This window comes from Rhizobium sp. B21/90, assembly GCF_019355815.1.
Taxonomy (GTDB): Bacteria; Pseudomonadota; Alphaproteobacteria; order Rhizobiales; family Rhizobiaceae; genus Rhizobium; species Rhizobium rhododendri.
Genome location: NZ_CP072163.1, coordinates 255,877 through 271,602, shown reverse-complemented (window position 1 = coordinate 271,602; position 15,726 = coordinate 255,877). Strand labels below are relative to the sequence as shown.

Genomic DNA, 15,726 nt, shown 5'->3' with positions numbered 1-15,726 from the left:
TGATCCGCTATCAGGCGGGGCGGCCGCCAGTGTCGACGACGCGGGCGGAACGCACGAACAGCGCGCGAACCTTTTCCCAGAAATTGCCGCCAAGCACGAAGACACTGACGATAAGCATGACATCCTCGGCAAGCTGGAGTTCCCAGATATTCGGTCTGAGACCCGGCCATATCGTGTCGACGTAGGGTTCGAGCATGCCCGAAACAATCGGCAAGAAGAACATGAAAAGGCCGATCCCATACCGGATGGGGCCGACTACGACATCGGGGCTCATGTTCGGCAGATACTGCCCGATGATCCGCTTTAGCTCGACGAAGCCGGGCTTGCCCATGACCGCGATCATCAGGATCATGAGGAGCTTGTTGACGATGAAGATGGTTCCGGTGATCGCGGCCACCAAAGTGACGGACAGCCCGGAGAACGCCAGTATCGGAATGAAGAGAGCCAGGACGACCTTAAGGATGAAGATGCCAACACCGCATTTGAACCGCCAACCCACCGGATGTACGACCGTCACCCCAGCTTTTGCATCCATAGTCCTACCCTTTACCCGTTTCGCCTGTGTCTGCTGCCTGTCCTAAATCTTCAGGTTCGAGCACAACTGCAGCGTTTGCTTTGCTCTTGTCAATACCTGGAAATCCCCCTTGGAAACCCATAATCACCCTGTTTTACCGAGCGATGCCAACAGGCCATGGCGACGAAACTTCTCTTTTAGCCATATTCCGTCGGGGCGGAAAATCGTCGGCATCAGTCACATCGACACCAATTCCTCAAACTTCTCGCCGTGTCTACCTTGGTCTGGTTTTCAGGTAAATCAAATATAACTAATATTCTCAATGCCCCATTGGGATGAAGCTGTTTATGTTTTATATCGGAGGCGATTGCGGGAATTCGAACATCGAATTGCACGATGTGAGGTTTTCGATCGGTGAGACTGCGGAAGATTGCCGCGACGATCTGCGCAAGCAATGGTGGGGCGATCCAAAGAGCTTGCACCTCGATTGCTGGGCGCGGTCGAATAGGCCGATGGCTACGATGTGACACTGACGACCGAACTGTTGGAACAAGCGCCTGCGACAAAATTGTTTTTTCGTTAATCTAGGCGGATACGATCCAACAGAATTCGGCGAACTGCACCGTAATATTCTGCGCGTTGCATCGGATGCCAAGGCAGCAACCAAGAAGGCCCTCCAGCAAATCAGAAGCTGGAAGCTCCCACACAAGGACAACGTGTTTGAGGTGGAGAAGGCGGTCGATGTTACAGAATTGATGGGCCGATATGGATATCGTCTCAAGCTGACTGAGGCGACAAGCGTAAAGCCATTTGGGTTCACCTGTGCTTATATTCGAATTGGGGTTTAGGCCGTTCTAGGTGGCACGCCAGGTGGGCGCGTTGACGACGTACCGCTGATTAGCCGACGTACTCAACGAAAACAGCAAAGTAGTCGAGTCAACTTTCTGAGCGGAACTTCCGTGGTCTGGTGTTTACCGGCGCATCGGATAACAAATAGCCATCCGCCACATATCCATGCCCGGCCAAGGCGAGTTTTGTCGTCGGTGTGAATAAGTGATTGCGGAACAGCGCGGCCGATCCCGCTGCGTTCCGACGCAACGAAACACCGTATTGTGCGGTCGGTCCCAAAGGTTCGGGAAGCGGAACGACAACGACGTCCGGGTCACCTTCACTGAGCAATCCGTTGGATGCGTAGCTGATAAATGTGTCTACTGTTCCTTGTCCGATCAGGTAACTGGCGGGTGTCCTGCCTTTCGGGATCGGAGCGGAATCTCGCCCGCCCACCAACGCCTGGGCCTTGCCAGCAAGCAATCTTCCTTTGCCGGGATGACGACGCTCGACGTTCTGGAAGAACTCGACAGCGTAGTCTCCAGAGGGGTCAGCCTTCGGAGTAGATGTTCCCAGCCTCACTTCTGGATCCGCAAGCACATCGATCAGATTTTCTTCGTCAACTGCAAGGCTTCGGCGAGCGATCACGCATAGACGGTTTTGCGCAAAGCAAAGGACCGGGCCGGTTAGCTCTAGAGAATGCAATTTTTCCGGATGAGTCATGTTGGCGGATGCGAAGACGTCGAACATAGCACCTTCCTCAATCTTCTCTCGAAGTAGGCCTGCCGGGCCGTGTTCAATGTGCACAGGTATTCCCAACTGACGTTCGAACTCCGAAATAATTTCGACGAAGACGTTGCGAAGACTTCCCGCTGCCAGGACGATGAGAGGCTTCGGTTGGATCCTGGTCCGCATGGTTGTTTCCTGTCTAAACCTGTGAAATTCGGTCTCTAAATATGGGCACGATGGAAGTGTGCCGATTTCCATTGTGTGTAAAAGTTATGGATCGTACCGGGATACCGTATAGCGCCGCAAGATTTTCGTCCGTCATTATGTTTTCTACCGGCCCCAGAACCGCTTCGGTTTCATCGAACAGCATCAGAACATTATCGGCGAGCGCGAGCGCATGATTGGGCTGATGGGTTGTAAAAGCCACCGCAAGGTTTTGGCTCAGGGCAACATCCCGCATGAGGTCCAGCACGCCTGCCTGATTTTTGAGATCGAGCGCAGACGCGGGTTCATCAAGCAGGAGGCACTCATTTTGTCCGGCTAATGCCCTGGCAACGAGAACGAGTTGCTTCTCGCCACCTGAGAGGTGATTGAAGCTCTTTTGCGAAAATGACTGCATGCCCGTGGTGGCCAGGGCGTCGAAAGCGATCGCTTCGTCGGCCTTGCTGGGGCTTCGGAATGTCGAGATGTGGCGAGCGCGACCCATGAGGACGATGTCGAGCACGGAATAGGGAAATGAGCCTCCAAAATCCTGAGGGACGAAGCCGATTGAGCCGGATCGCTGGATGCTGCCGACCGTCAGCTTGATCAGGCCAGCGAGTGCGCGAAGCAACGTCGACTTCCCACGCCCGTTTGGGCCGAGGATGGCCAGGATCTCGCCTGAACGAAGCTCAAAATCGAGATTGTGAAACAGCCAACGCTGACCGTCGTAGCTGTGCCCTGCATCCCGGATCGTTACAATGGAACGGCTCATCTGAAACCTTGCGATCGGCTGTGGCGCAGGAGAACGGCAAAGACTGGCGCTCCGATCAACGCCGTCAGGATGCCGAGGGGAATTTCGGTGGCTGACAGGGTTCGGGCGACGTCGTCGATGAAGATAACGTAGATGCTACCGATCATCAAAGAAGCAGGAAGCATAAACCGGTGGTCGGGTCCCACAACGGTCCGGGCCATATGAGGGACGATCAGGCCGACCCAGCCAATAATGCCGCTCACCGCCACTTGCGCTGCGACGATAACGGTAACGAGGCAAAGGATCAGCCAGCGGAGCAACTCCACCCGCACACCGAGGGCCGCTGCATCTTCGTCGCCAAGCGACAGTAGATTAATCCGCCAGCGAAGCGCGAGGAGGAAACCGGAGGCCACCAAAACTGGGATAGCGATTAATTCAAGCTTTGAAGCGTTCGCGGTTGCAAAGCTGCCGAGAAGCCAGAACACGATTGCCGGCAACTTCTCGTCGGTATCGGCCAGATACTGGACGAGGCTTACCAGCGCGCCGAAAAACCCGCTGACAACAACGCCAGAAAGAACGAGCGCGAGAATGTTTTTCCTTCCGACAAGGGTGTTCAAGCCATAGACGAGAAAGAGAGCTAACAGTCCCAACAGAAAAGCACTTGAGAGCAGGCCATAGCTGGGGAAACTCAACAATATTGCCAGAGTGCCCCCGAAAGCTGCGCCCGAAGATACGCCGATGATTTGCGGTCCAACAAGAGGATTGCGAAACACGCCCTGTAGTGTGGCACCTGCAAGCGCCAGCCCACCTCCGGCGAACATCGCCAGAAGGACCCTCGGGAGGCGTACGGTGAACACGACGCTGCGCTCCACCGCCGAGACTGTCGGGGTTGCCGAGATGATGGGATCAATCAGGATGGCCACGACCCGTGCTGCAGAAATCCCGTAGCGGCCGACGCCCAACGAGCACACTGCCACCGCAATGAACAGAGCGGCTAGGCCGCATAACACCAATCTTGGTGCTGCGAACGCGGCTGTTAGTCTTCCGCTCACAAGGCCGACTGATAGTCGGTGCGGTAGAACTTACGGTAGTACGCGTCCGCTTCGCTTTTCATATCGATATCGGCAAAGCGGTCGGGATAAAGCTTTTTCGCCATCCAAAGCTCACCCAAAGCCAGCGCTTCCGGCATCGGATAGCCCCAGGCCTTGGCATATTCCGGCATCAGGTAGATCCGGTCGTTCTTAACGGCATCGATTGTCTGCCAGGAGTTGGAAGTCTTGATATCCTTGACAACCTCGGGGTAACGCTCCTGGACGAAGATCACGGCCGGGTTCCACAACAGAACGTCCTCCATAGTGACCTGCTTGAAGCCGGCAACGCTGTCGGCTACATTGCGGGCACCGGCCTTGGCCATCATCAGTCCCGTGTACTTGCCATGGCCGTATGTGGTCAGGTCAGGATTTGCCATGTAGACCGGAACGCGCATCGCCTCATCAAGCCCTGCCAGCCGATCTGCGACCAGCTTCCGGTTCTTCATCGCGTAAGCGATCAACTCCTCGCCCTGCTGTCTCTTGTCCAAGACATCGGCGATGACCCTGACACCGTTAGCAAAGCCTGCATCGTAGGCTTTCGGCTCATCAGCCACCGACGGACTAAGTTTGGTAGCTTCCGATGGCGGCACGTCGAGAAGCGAGATCGCAACAACGGGGATACCCGTTCCCTCGATCTGAGAGATCATCTCGGGAGGCGCATAGTTTGTCACGATCACCGCGTCGGGCTTCAGCTTCAGCAACTCCTCGATGTTGACCTTCGTCAGGCCACCGGGCATTGGCATCTTTGACAGTTCCGGAGCAAGGCGCAGATAGTTCTTTCCGAGCTGTTTTTGCCATTCGTCCAGCACACCCACGACCTTGAACATGGCGTTAAGCTGGACTGCGATGTTGAGACTCTGGTGCTGCAGGATGACAACCCGAGTGACCACCTCTGGCAAGTGGACGGTCTTGCCAATCTGGTCGACGACGACACGATCTGCCCATGCTGGAGCCGAAAAGAGCATGACCAGAAAGAAAAATGTAAGACGAAAATATGTTGGTAAACGGCTAGACATGGTGAAAGTACTCGGATGCGAGGTCTTTGATAGGGCGTATCATTATGTTTCTGCGGATACAACGCTATTACAGCATGTCCTCTGTGGCCCTAGAACAAGCCGCGGGATTTCACGATAATTAGCTTGGCTTGCCTGTCGCGATTTGCTGGGTGCGAGCGACGCTCTTAACCTCGACCTTCATACCGGTCATACTGCTCGAGCAGCAGTCTTCGCATCCAGACAATTTAGTTTGGAGACGAGATGACGGTTTGTGACCGGTAAAGCCGGTAGGTCGTCCTTTACACCCCGTGAAATCCTAACCAAGTCACCAGAAGTTCCATAAATACTATTACGGATGTTTTCTAAACGCCTGTTTTCGTTATATATTTAGAGAGATAGTGACAGCCCCATTACATAGGGCATGTGAGAAATATTTGGCAACGGCCTGAAGCGGTGCGACGGATCACGAAAGGGGACGCCCACCGTTTCTATCGATTTTGGTGTTCAATATCCTAGTACTGCTAGCGCTTTGTAATCGTGGGCGACAGGATGGACGCTCCCATAACACCGGTCGAGGGCCTAAGACATTCCGGCAGAATCTGAACTCGCGGCAAGCCAGCCAGCCATACAGGGATGACGCGTTACAAAACCTCTGATAACATCGCGATCTATTAGAGGTTTTGTAACATGCCATCGGCGCAAGATTCGCAAAAATTGAAGCTCAGAAGCCTGCTCAATGAGCGCAGCATGATGCATGCGCATGAACTGCGCGAGGCTGGTATTAGCGCGCAAACAATCGCGCGCGCCGTCGAAGGCGGTGAAATCGATCGTATCTCGCGCGGCGTTTATCAGAAGCGTGGCGCAGAAGTCGAAGAGAACCAGATCCTTGCTGAAGCCATCATGCGTGCGCCCAAAGGCGTCATCGCTCTGGTCTCGGCGCTTGCCTTCCACGGACTAACCGACCAAATGCCGCGGCGCGTTTGGATAGCGATCGGGACGACCGATTGGGCGCCCGTACAGTCCTATCCCCCGCTGCGTATGGTCCGCTTCACGGAACCATATCTGCGTCAGGGCATCGAACATCAAGTAATCGCAGGCATTGACGTTCCGGTCTATTCGATCCCGAAAACCCTTGCTGACATGTTCCGAAACCCCAAACTGGTCGATCGATCGGTCGCCGTCGAAGGCCTGCGCGCTGCTCTTCAGCAACGCAAGGCAACTCCAAGCGCAATCGCCCAGGCCGCGAAGGCCGGCGGCGCCTGGAAAGTCATGCAACCCTATCTTGAGGCGCTCACCTCCAATGGCTAAAACACCAGCGAACATGGCGAAGTCGGTCAAGGACCGGCTTCTCAATATAGCCCGCAAAGAAAGTCGCGCCTTCGACGTCTTGCTGGTGCGGTTCGCGCTCGAACGGCTGCTGTATCGCCTGTCAATCTCAGCACATCGGGACCGCTTCGTCCTGAAAGGCGGTATGTTGGTAACGGTTTGGGTGGCCGACGATAATCGGGTGACGCGGGATGCGGACTTTCTCGGACATGGAGACGCAGATCCTGCCCGCCTGATCGCCGACTTCGGTGAGATCATGGCGATTGAGAGCGACGACGGACTCGCCTTCGACATTGATGCGCTCGCTGCGACAACCATTCGAGAAGAAATGGAATATGGCGGCGTTCGTCTCAGGACTGCAGCATATCTCGAAAGGACCCGCATCTCCGTTACAATCGACATTGGCTTCGGAGACGCTATGGCCGATGCGACGCAACGGCTCGACTATCCAGCCCTGCTGGATTTTCCCGCTCCGCAGGTTCGTTCCTATCCGCCCGCTACGGTGATCGCCGAGAAATTCCAGGCGATGGTGGCGCTTGGCGTCCTTAACGGGCGCATGAAGGACTATTATGACCTGTGGGCGATACCGCGCGCGATCGACATTCCCGCTGATGATTTGGATGCCGCCATCCGCGTGACGTTCGAACGCCGTCGGACCCCAATCCCTAGAGAACGTCCACCAGGCCTCTCGGTCGAGATGTTTAGCGACGAAGGGAAGCAGCGGCAATGGCGTGCTTATGCTGCATCGCTCGAACTAGAAGCTGTTTCGCTGGAATCGATCATTGGACGGGTTTGGGAGTTGATCGGCCCGTCATGCGCGAGGATCGTAGCAAGAAACGACAATAAGACATGACCGAGCGTATTGGGCGTCATTGACGTCTGCGATCTCGAAACTTTCGACAGCGAGTTGCGCGGCAACCTCGAGGCCCACGGTGATGTCATCCACAATTACATGCGCCTCGCGCTACAAGCGGCGGGAGCGTAAGGCCAATTTATCGAATTCAAGTCCGTAGTTGTCGGATCAACCGCGAGCGTTCGCTATTTCACGACGCGGCCTTTATATCGCGAACCTAGAAATGGAGCACCGCGGCCTTCCAGCGACGTAGTAAATGATCGGGGAACTCCATCGCAACGATCGCTGGCTGCTGACAGTTTTTGACACGTAGGTGCGCTACCTATCTGCGGCCGCACTCAAATACAGTACCTAATCCAAGGAAAAACTGATAGTCTCACTTGCACCCGCCGCTCTCGACGCCTTCTTAGCCGAGGAAATCGATACCGCCGTCGTGATGTTGAACCTCATTCGTTTCGAACCCAACGGCGGCAGGTAGCGGTACCTCGAATACCATCGGATCGCCAGGCCGATCCTGGCTCGCTTCGGCGCGGAAGTCCTGTTCGGCGGCGACGGCTTACGCGTTCTCACAGCAGGACAAGAAGCAGGATGGGATGCCGTGGCGCTGGTACGGTACCCAAGCCGGTCCGCCTTCCGGGCGATGGTTTCCGATCCTGAAAACCAAGCGGCCTTCAAGATCGGCGTGTCGGCGATCTCCGATATCGTGCTGCAACCGTTGAATTCCATCGGCGGTCTTGTGTGATAGAAGCGCAGGGCGACCACGCTGCTGGGTCTATCGTCGCTTCCACGTGGACCAACGCGGCGCAGGATGTCAAACGTTCCGTCGCAGATTAACTATGGGAGGTCGTGATCGCCCGCTTGAACCTGTCGCTACTAGCATTACAGTTGCAATTTTGATTTCAAGTGAGCGCGTTGGGCGACAGCTTGATGCGCTCGTCTCCAACATGACCATGCGATGATGTGGGCGGGCTTTATACGCCGCTGGGCAAGCTTATTCGCAATGCGTCGGACCTCTTGGATGGACCAGCGGATCAGATCGTGATGGTCGGCATCCTCGGTCTTTTTTGGGGTGCCGCATTATTGGCGCGATATCGGATCACAGCCATCATTGCGAAGGCGAGCATGACGAGCGAGACATGGCGATGCCAGCCATGCCACGAGCGGGTCTCGTTATGATCGAGGCCGAGTTCGTTCTTGGCTGTCTCGAAGCTGTCTTCGATTGCCCAACGGTGACCTTCGACGGATACGAGCGTCTGAATGCCTGTTCCGGCCGGGCACCAAGTCGTGAAGAATGCGAGGTCGCCATCGCTGATATTGCGCCGGATCAACAAGCCGCGCGTCCAAAGCCCGGTTTGCGTATCACTGTATTCGTCGGCATCGAGATCGGCCAGTTCGCAGTAGGCCCAGTCATGAAGCCGCGCGCCTTTTGTGCCATCGCCAGCGGAAAGGCGATGCCATGCAGCCGGATCGAGATCACGGGCAATCTCAAGAGCGGTTCCTGCGACGAAAGGCTTACCAGACCAAGCGCCAAAATGATGGTCGGATTTAACCCCAAGAACGTAACCTTTGCAGGCTCGGCGCAGCGCTCCTTCGACGTCTCCGACGCCATACACAGCATCTGCTGCCACCCATGAGAACGGCACTTTGGCTGTCAGCGCCCGCCGAATCATATCGACAGCGAGGGCAGGCTTGGTAGCGAAGGCTACAGTTTCAGGAACATGAGCGGCGGCAAGCCTTGCCGGATCGCTGGTCCAACTCTTTGGCAAGTACAAGGCTCGATCGATAAAGGCATGACCACGATCGGAAACATAGGCGGTGAACACACCGATTTGGCAGTTCGTTACCTTGCCCGCCGACCCTGTATATTGACGTGAAACACCGCAAGATGTCTTGCCCTGCTTGAGGAAGCCGGTCTCATCAATGACCAGGACCGCATCATCTGTGGCTAGGTGCTCCACAACATACTCGCGCACAATGTCGCGAAGTCCGTCTGCGTCCCAGCGTCCACGACCCAAGATGGCTTGCTGTCGCCACGGACCGGGATCGCCAGCCGCCTCAGCGCGCATCCAACCTGTCTTACGGCGCTCATCACCTAATAAGCCGTCCAGGAAAAGGTTCGCAGATGCTGCAACGCGTTCCTGCGTAAACAATCCGCGCATACGCGCCTTAACTTCACGCAGCGACGATGCCCAAAGTTCCAACGTTGTCTCGATCGATGCACCCATCATCCATGACCTCCGAATCATGGGGGCCTATGGATTCAGAACTTGTAAAAATACGCAACTGTAATGCTAGGCCACGGACTCATTAGTTGAGGCGATCCATATCCTCGTCGCGACGAGCTTGAGGGCGGCCATGTAGTTATCAGCGCGCCGGTCGTATCGCGTCGCGAGGCCTCGCATCTGCTTGATACGGTTGAAGAACCGTTCCACGAGATTGCGTTGACGGTAGACCCAGCGGTTGAAGCTGAATGTCTGCTTTCGATTGGCCTTTGCAGGGATATTCGCCCAACACTTGCGTTGCTTGGCAAAGTTACGAATTGCATCGGTATCATATGCCTTGTCGGCGAGGATCGTCGCGCCGGGCCTCAGGTCGCTCAACAGCTTTTCAGCCATCGGTGCATCGCCGGCTTGGCCGGCGGTGAGTTCGAGCCGAACCGGTCTGCCATCTGCATCGACAAGAGCGTGGATCTTTGTCGTCAGGCCGCCGCGCGAACGTCCCATGCAAGGATCGGCAGATCCCCCTTTTTAGCGTTGGCACCATGCTGGTGAACGCGAACACAAGAACTGTCGATCATCACGATGTCTCCATCGTAACGCTTTGAAACGGCGTCCAGAAGACGATCCCAGACGCCCGCCTTGCGCCATCGGGAGAACCGATTGTAAAGCGTCGTGCGCGGGCCATAACGCTCCGGCACATCTCGCCAAGACGAACCAGTCCTGAAACGCCAGAGGATGCCGTTGATCACCCGGCGGTCATCGACACGTTCAATTCCACGGCTATTGTTCGGCAAAAGAGGTGCAATGATAGCCCATTCTTCGTCGCTCAATTCGTGACGGCGCATAGCAATCTCCTTTCAAGGAAATTGAATCATACACCGTCAATAAAATGAACCCCGTTTATGGGGACACTGCCTAGCATTACAGTTGCGTATTTTTACAAGTTCTGAATCCATAGGCCCCCATGATTCGGAGGTCATGGATGATGGGTGCATCGATCGAGACAACGTTGGAACTTTGGGCATCGTCGCTGCGTGAAGTTAAGGCGCGTATGCGCGGATTGTTTACGCAGGAACGCGTTGCAGCATCTGCGAACCTTTTCCTGGACGGCTTATTAGGTGATGAGCGCCGTAAGACAGGTTGGATGCGCGCTGAGGCGGCTGGCGATCCCGGTCCGTGGCGACAGCAAGCCATCTTGGGTCGTGGACGCTGGGACGCAGACGGACTTCGCGACATTGTGCGCGAGTATGTTGTGGAGCACCTAGCCACAGATGATGCGGTCCTGGTCATTGATGAGACCGGCTTCCTCAAGCAGGGCAAGACATCTTGCGGTGTTTCACGTCAATATACAGGGTCGGCGGGCAAGGTAACGAACTGCCAAATCGGTGTGTTCACCGCCTATGTTTCCGATCGTGGTCATGCCTTTATCGATCGAGCCTTGTACTTGCCAAAGAGTTGGACCAGCGATCCGGCAAGGCTTGCCGCCGCTCATGTTCCTGAAACTGTAGCCTTCGCTACCAAGCCTGCCCTCGCTGTCGATATGATTCGGCGGGCGCTGACAGCCAAAGTGCCGTTCTCATGGGTGGCAGCAGATGCTGTGTATGGCGTCGGAGACGTCGAAGGAGCGCTGCGCCGAGCCTGCAAAGGTTACGTTCTTGGGGTTAAATCCGACCATCATTTTGGCGCTTGGTCTGGTAAGCCTTTCGTCGCAGGAACCGCTCTTGAGATTGCCCGTGATCTCGATCCGGCTGCATGGCATCGCCTTTCCGCTGGCGATGGCACAAAAGGCGCGCGGCTTCATGACTGGGCCTACTGCGAACTGGCCGATCTCGATGCCGACGAATACAGTGATACGCAAACCGGGCTTTGGACGCGCGGCTTGTTGATCCGGCGCAATATCAGCGATGGCGACCTCGCATTCTTCACGACTTGGTGCCCGGCCGGAACAGGCATTCAGACGCTCGTATCCGTCGAAGGTCACCGTTGGGCAATCGAAGACAGCTTCGAGACAGCCAAGAACGAACTCGGCCTCGATCATAACGAGACCCGCTCGTGGCATGGCTGGCATCGCCATGTCTCGCTCGTCATGCTCGCCTTCGCAATGATGGCTGTGATCCGATATCGCGCCAATAATGCGGCACCCCAAAAAAGACCGAGGATGCCGACCATCACGATCTGATCCGCTGGTCCATCCAAGAGGTCCGACGCATTGCGAATAAGCTTGCCCAGCGGCGTATAAAGCCCGCCCACATCATCGCATGGTCATGTTGGAGACGAGCGCATCAAGCTGTCGCCCAACGCGCTCACTTGAAATCAAAATTGCAACTGTAATGCTAGGGGCTCTCGACATCCTGAGGGTGGATGGCCGATTTCGGTTAAACAGGCGGTCGGGTCTGGACCGCCTCAGCCTTGAAGAGCGGCTTGTGTATTGTCAGCGAGGGGATGGCGACCATTTCAGCTGGCATAGGACAACCACCGACGTGCCCGGTATTGCCATCACACCGCTGCTCAACGATTGGCCACCGAAATCTCAAAAAGCTGGCTGAGAGCAACGGCGGGTTGCCAACGGAACACATTGTCGAGTCCGTCGTCTTCATGCTCACACGCCCGCGCCAAGTCATGGTAAGGGATATCGGCATCCTGCCGCAGAGCCAGGAAACCTGAGCAAGTGGGATTGGGCAGGATGGGCCTCGGGTATTTCGAGGAAACAGGCTTCATCGATATGGCGAGCGGCATTTTGATTGTCCAGGAGGCCGGCGGCTTCGTCATCGACTGGTTGGGGCGGGGACCTGAAATCTATGAACGGACCTACACGCTGATTGTGGCCAATGCTGCGACACAGGTCTATCTGATCGAGCGTCTGCGCGGCGTCCCCCCAATCATGCCGCATAAAGCGAGGCTATACAGTTTCATCCGCGCTGACGGAGTGTAGAATTCGCACTGACATTTCGATTTTGGCGGAGTGTAGAATCGCAAGGGCGATGCGGTGAAGTGGCTTCACCACCCTCAACGAAGTTTGATAAATAAGCGTCACCTATCCATCTGTTGATTTCGTTGGGACCGGTTTTGATGCTCTAGTGGTCGACGGATCAAGGCGCACAACGAACCGATTTGCTGTTCGACCGCCCGATACAATTACACCATCGTGAACTCAAATTCTGCCAATTGAAAAAATATTTCTGCGATGCAGTAACGAACTGTAGCGTTTGAACGAAACGGTATCATATGAACCCGCGCGAAAAACTATGGGCAGATGCGATGTGCGCCGAACGGCGCGGTGATGTGGTAGCTTATGAGCGACTGCTTGCCGATATTGCAAAGACGCTACGTTCTATGATTCGAGGCCGCCTTTCACGGCTCGGAATGCAAGGCCATGAAACTGAAGATATCGTCCAGGAGGTGCTAATCGGACTGCACACAATGCGTCATCGCTGGGATACCACTCGCCCGTTTATGCCCTGGCTGCATGCAATTGTTCGGTACAAGCTGTCCGATGCCATGCGCAAGCGTAGACGCGAAGCGCGCTTCCGTTGCGACCTGAAATTTGAGGACTGGCTGACCATCGCCGACAGTAAAGACGATGATCGCAACTCATCGCGCGTCGATATCGACCGCCAAATCCGTCAACTTTCCGCTGGTCAACGTGATGTCGTACGAGCGCTAGCGATTGATGGCGCCTCCGTCCGTGAGACAGCGCAGAAACTCAGGACCAGCGAAGGCGCGGTCCGAGTAACCCTGCATCGTGCTTTCCAGCGACTGACGGTGCTAGCCAACCTTGAAAAACCCGTTCCAGGTAAGAAAAAATTATGAATAGCTTAGAAACCGACACAGTCATCAAAACCATGGCCCGCGAGGCCGGCACTGGGCGTGCCCCAATGCGACTGGTAACGGCGATGGTACTCGCGGCCGTAGCCTCGCTCGTTATGTCAGTGGCACTAGTCCTACTCATATATGGTATTCAACCCGATGTAGAGGCGACGATTGCGAGTGGGCCTTTCCTCCATAAGGTTGCCAGCATGCTGCTGCTTGCCTGTGGAAGTATATTTCTTGTCATTGCCGCTGGACGGCCCGACGGAAGTCCCCTCTGGATCGCCGGTCTGCTGCCAGGTTTAAGCCTGCTGGCCTATGGCACCATTGCCGATCAATCAGGACTTCCAGTTCTAGGCCGTTCGGGCATCTCTGCTCCGGGGTGCGTGATTGTGATTGTTATATTATCAGTCCCTGCGCTGGCGGTGAACATTGGCGCGCTACGATCGTGCGGGGTCACCACGCGACCCTCCCTTGCCGGAGCGACAGCTGGTCTTCTGGCCGGCGCCCTTGGTGCAGCGGCCTACGCGCTCGCCTGCAAAAACGATGGCGGCCTGTTTGTTGCCATTTGGTATAGTACTGCAGTCACGGCGGTCACTTTCATCGGCGCGCTTGTTGGACGCAGGTGGCTTGCCTGGTAAAAACATATCCCGCCTGCCAATCTCAAGTTACAAAACCTCGTTGTCAAATCGAATCTGGTTGGTCAGACGAGCATAAATTTCTTCTGGCTCACACAACTCCGATTTTGGTCCCAAAGGTGCTGTGGCCGGCTCTACTCGGACAAAAATGAGGCATCTTACTGTGGGCAACAGTTAGCTCAGCATGCGCCGAACTGGACCGCGGCATCAACTGAAGAAGCGTCGAGGGTGCGTCAAAGGATGCAAATTGGGTGGGCGAAGACGCCGGAGCCAACCGATATAAAGGTAGACGCAACTACGCCGTGGTGGATATCGTAGCAGATCCTTGACTCACGGATACTGGGTGGCCGGCAAGTTCATCTACTACTTGTCCTCTCAAAGAAATTTACAGATCAGCCGGACGTTGAAGCGGCAAAAATGCTGGCGAAATAGATAACGGATCTGTTGATGTAACGTAGAGCGATTGACCTGCCACTGAACTTTCATCCAGCGGCGGTTAGAGCCTCGGCGGCTTTGAATACGCCAAATGGCGCGGTGTGAGCAACCGGCGGAAACGCGAAGCTTTCATCTTGCGTAGCGTTGGAGCCGGTTGCGGCGATGAGCCCGGCATAGTCCGCCGGGGTCTGATATCCGAGCGATGAGTGCGGCCGGAAATGGTTATAATCCTCCGCCCATTCAGCGATGGCGCTGCGGGCATGATCGAGGCCGAAGAAGAGGCTCTCGTTGAGCAACTCGTCGCGCATGCGTCCGTTGAAGCTCTCGACATATCCATTCTGCATTGGCCTTCCCGGCGCGATGTAATGCCATTCGACCTTGTGATCTTTCGACCAGGCAAGGATGGCATTCGAGGTGAGTTCGGTGCCGTTGTCGGAGACGATCATTCCTGGCTTGCCGCGTCGTTCGATGAGGGTCGTCAGTTCGCGAGCGACGCGACGACCGGAAATCGAGGTGTCCGGGATCGCCGCCAGGCACTCGCGCGTCGCGTCATCGACGATGTTGAGCACGCGGAACCTCCTCCCGCAGGCGAATTGGTCGTGGACGAAATCCAGCGACCATCGGGCGTTGGCCTTCGCTTCGACCAGGATCGGTGCACGCGTGCCGACCGCACGCCGCCGGGCTTTGCGCTTGCGAACGGAAAGCCCTTCCTCGCGATAAAGGCGATAGATGCGGTTGATCCCGGAGGGCTCTCCCTCCCGCCGAAGCAGGACGAACAGTCGGCGGTATCCGAAACGTCGACGCTCATTGGCGAGGTCGCGCAGCTTCGCTCGCAACTCGGTTTCCGGGGGTCGGTTCGACTGATAGCGGATCGTCCTGCGGTCGGCGGATATGATTTGGCAGGCCCGTCGTTCCGAAAGACCCATGACGGTCTTCAGATGCGTGACGGCGTCACGCTGGGCGGCGGGCCCTACCATTTTTTTGCAAGAAGCTCGCGGAGTGCGGCCGCATCCAGCATCTGCTCGGCCAGCAACTTCTTTAGCCTGGCATTCTCGTCCTCAAGCGCCTTCAGCCGCTTCGCTTCGGAGACTTCCATGCCGCCGTATTTGGCCTTCCAGTTATAAAACGTTGCTTCTGAAATCCCGTGCTTGCGGCAGAGATCGGCCGCCTTCGCGCCAGCCTCCTGTTCCTTAAGCACACCGATAATCTGCTCTTCCGTAAATCTCTGCTTCTTCATTCGTCCGTCCCTTAATAGGCCGGACTCTAATCCATTCTGGAGGAAATTCTCAGTGGCAGGTCACAATTTGCCGGGACATGCCAGATTGGCAGCCAGTTCTCC

Annotated in this window: 17 protein-coding genes; 9 read left to right on the top strand and 8 right to left on the bottom strand. The window is 55.9% G+C overall.

Annotated features, from left to right (window positions below; genetic code table 11):
- Positions 1-10: 10 nt before the first annotated feature.
- Entirely contained in the window at positions 11-535 is a 525-nt protein-coding gene (locus J5278_RS19450) for a transporter suffix domain-containing protein (RefSeq protein WP_209186742.1), read from the bottom strand.
- A gap of 314 nt (positions 536-849) precedes the next feature.
- On the opposite strand from J5278_RS19450, the gene J5278_RS31635 reads away from it, so the two are divergent.
- Entirely contained in the window at positions 850-1,041 is a 192-nt protein-coding gene (locus tag J5278_RS31635; protein ID WP_374109202.1) for a DUF1543 domain-containing protein, read from the top strand.
- 409 nt (positions 1,042-1,450) lie between these two features.
- Here J5278_RS31635 and modA read toward each other — a convergent pair whose 3' ends face one another.
- The 4 genes from modA to J5278_RS19425 all read right to left on the bottom strand — a co-directional run bounded on the left by modA (position 1,451) and on the right by J5278_RS19425 (position 5,130).
- Entirely contained in the window at positions 1,451-2,257 is an 807-nt protein-coding gene (gene modA, locus J5278_RS19440; protein WP_209186740.1) for a molybdate ABC transporter substrate-binding protein, read from the bottom strand.
- A gap of 13 nt (positions 2,258-2,270) precedes the next feature.
- Positions 2,271-3,044 (bottom strand): ABC transporter ATP-binding protein, encoded by a 774-nt coding sequence (locus J5278_RS19435; RefSeq protein WP_209186739.1) that lies wholly within the window; start codon positions 3,042-3,044, stop codon positions 2,271-2,273.
- Positions 3,041-3,994, bottom strand: a complete 954-nt coding sequence (locus tag J5278_RS19430) for an iron ABC transporter permease (RefSeq protein WP_257623480.1) — start codon at positions 3,992-3,994, stop codon at positions 3,041-3,043. Before J5278_RS19430 ends, J5278_RS19435 begins: the two co-directional genes overlap by 4 nt.
- Positions 3,995-4,071: 77 nt before the next feature.
- Positions 4,072-5,130 carry an ABC transporter substrate-binding protein gene (locus J5278_RS19425; RefSeq protein WP_209186737.1) on the bottom strand — a complete coding sequence of 353 codons (1,059 nt, stop codon included), beginning with the start codon at positions 5,128-5,130 and terminating at the stop codon, positions 4,072-4,074.
- Positions 5,131-5,796: 666 nt separating this feature from the next.
- Here J5278_RS19425 and J5278_RS19420 point away from each other — a divergent pair.
- The 4 genes from J5278_RS19420 to J5278_RS31025 all read left to right on the top strand — a co-directional run bounded on the left by J5278_RS19420 (position 5,797) and on the right by J5278_RS31025 (position 8,030).
- Entirely contained in the window at positions 5,797-6,417 is a 621-nt protein-coding gene (locus tag J5278_RS19420; RefSeq protein WP_209186736.1) for an AbiEi antitoxin N-terminal domain-containing protein, read from the top strand.
- Positions 6,410-7,288: a nucleotidyl transferase AbiEii/AbiGii toxin family protein gene (locus tag J5278_RS19415; RefSeq protein WP_209186735.1), complete on the top strand. Its 879-nt coding sequence runs from the start codon at positions 6,410-6,412 to the stop codon at positions 7,286-7,288. The genes J5278_RS19420 and J5278_RS19415 overlap by 8 nt, the downstream gene beginning before the upstream one ends.
- Before the next feature lie 9 nt (positions 7,289-7,297).
- Positions 7,298-7,420 carry a hypothetical protein gene (locus tag J5278_RS31030; RefSeq protein WP_257623455.1) on the top strand — a complete coding sequence of 41 codons (123 nt, stop codon included), beginning with the start codon at positions 7,298-7,300 and terminating at the stop codon, positions 7,418-7,420.
- A 367-nt stretch (positions 7,421-7,787) separates the two neighbouring features.
- A complete protein-coding gene (locus J5278_RS31025) occupies positions 7,788-8,030 on the top strand; it encodes a hypothetical protein (protein WP_307877484.1) in 243 nt (80 codons plus the stop codon).
- A gap of 289 nt (positions 8,031-8,319) precedes the next feature.
- Here J5278_RS31025 and J5278_RS19405 read toward each other — a convergent pair whose 3' ends face one another.
- Positions 8,320-9,534 carry an IS701 family transposase gene (locus J5278_RS19405; RefSeq protein WP_219258769.1) on the bottom strand — a complete coding sequence of 405 codons (1,215 nt, stop codon included), beginning with the start codon at positions 9,532-9,534 and terminating at the stop codon, positions 8,320-8,322.
- A gap of 45 nt (positions 9,535-9,579) precedes the next feature.
- Positions 9,580-10,358, bottom strand: a protein-coding gene (locus J5278_RS19400; protein WP_374108320.1) for an IS5 family transposase whose coding sequence is annotated in 2 segments (ribosomal slippage) — positions 9,580-10,016 and positions 10,016-10,358 — 780 coding nt in all. Because the reading frame shifts where the segments join, the coding sequence is not laid out codon by codon here.
- Positions 10,359-10,471: 113 nt separating this feature from the next.
- Between J5278_RS19400 and J5278_RS19395 the strand changes: the two genes are divergently transcribed.
- The 4 genes from J5278_RS19395 to J5278_RS19380 all read left to right on the top strand — a co-directional run bounded on the left by J5278_RS19395 (position 10,472) and on the right by J5278_RS19380 (position 13,955).
- Positions 10,472-11,686, top strand: a complete 1,215-nt coding sequence (locus J5278_RS19395; protein ID WP_219258769.1) for an IS701 family transposase — start codon at positions 10,472-10,474, stop codon at positions 11,684-11,686.
- Positions 11,687-12,175: 489 nt separating this feature from the next.
- Complete coding sequence (locus J5278_RS19390; RefSeq protein WP_257623454.1) at positions 12,176-12,439, top strand: inositol monophosphatase family protein; 264 nt, start codon at positions 12,176-12,178, stop codon at positions 12,437-12,439.
- Positions 12,440-12,732: 293 nt separating this feature from the next.
- A complete protein-coding gene (locus J5278_RS19385) occupies positions 12,733-13,317 on the top strand; it encodes a sigma-70 family RNA polymerase sigma factor (protein ID WP_209186535.1) in 585 nt (194 codons plus the stop codon).
- Positions 13,314-13,955, top strand: a complete 642-nt coding sequence (locus J5278_RS19380) for an NrsF family protein (RefSeq protein ID WP_247749522.1) — start codon at positions 13,314-13,316, stop codon at positions 13,953-13,955. The genes J5278_RS19385 and J5278_RS19380 overlap by 4 nt, the downstream gene beginning before the upstream one ends.
- A gap of 479 nt (positions 13,956-14,434) precedes the next feature.
- On the opposite strand, the gene J5278_RS19375 is transcribed toward J5278_RS19380, so the two are convergent.
- A protein-coding gene (locus J5278_RS19375) for an IS3 family transposase (RefSeq protein ID WP_219258329.1) occupies positions 14,435-15,624 on the bottom strand; the annotation gives its coding sequence in 2 pieces (ribosomal slippage) (positions 14,435-15,372 and positions 15,372-15,624; 1,191 coding nt in all).
- Positions 15,625-15,726: the final 102 nt, after the last annotated feature.

Excerpts from the sequence above, each read along its gene's own strand:
- J5278_RS19450 (WP_209186742.1), bottom strand. The coding sequence starts at position 535 with ATGGATGCAAAAGCTGGGGTGACGGTCGTACATCCGGTGGGTTGGCGG.
- J5278_RS31635 (WP_374109202.1), top strand. The coding sequence starts at position 850 with ATGAAGCTGTTTATGTTTTATATCGGAGGCGATTGCGGGAATTCGAAC.
- modA (WP_209186740.1), bottom strand. The coding sequence starts at position 2,257 with ATGCGGACCAGGATCCAACCGAAGCCTCTCATCGTCCTGGCAGCGGGA.
- J5278_RS19435 (WP_209186739.1), bottom strand. The coding sequence starts at position 3,044 with ATGAGCCGTTCCATTGTAACGATCCGGGATGCAGGGCACAGCTACGAC.
- J5278_RS19425 (WP_209186737.1), bottom strand. The coding sequence starts at position 5,130 with ATGTCTAGCCGTTTACCAACATATTTTCGTCTTACATTTTTCTTTCTG.
- J5278_RS19420 (WP_209186736.1), top strand. The coding sequence starts at position 5,797 with ATGCCATCGGCGCAAGATTCGCAAAAATTGAAGCTCAGAAGCCTGCTC.
- J5278_RS19415 (WP_209186735.1), top strand. The coding sequence starts at position 6,410 with ATGGCTAAAACACCAGCGAACATGGCGAAGTCGGTCAAGGACCGGCTT.
- J5278_RS19405 (WP_219258769.1), bottom strand. The coding sequence starts at position 9,534 with ATGATTCGGAGGTCATGGATGATGGGTGCATCGATCGAGACAACGTTG.
- J5278_RS19395 (WP_219258769.1), top strand. The coding sequence starts at position 10,472 with ATGATTCGGAGGTCATGGATGATGGGTGCATCGATCGAGACAACGTTG.
- J5278_RS19385 (WP_209186535.1), top strand. The coding sequence starts at position 12,733 with ATGAACCCGCGCGAAAAACTATGGGCAGATGCGATGTGCGCCGAACGG.
- J5278_RS19380 (WP_247749522.1), top strand. The coding sequence starts at position 13,314 with ATGAATAGCTTAGAAACCGACACAGTCATCAAAACCATGGCCCGCGAG.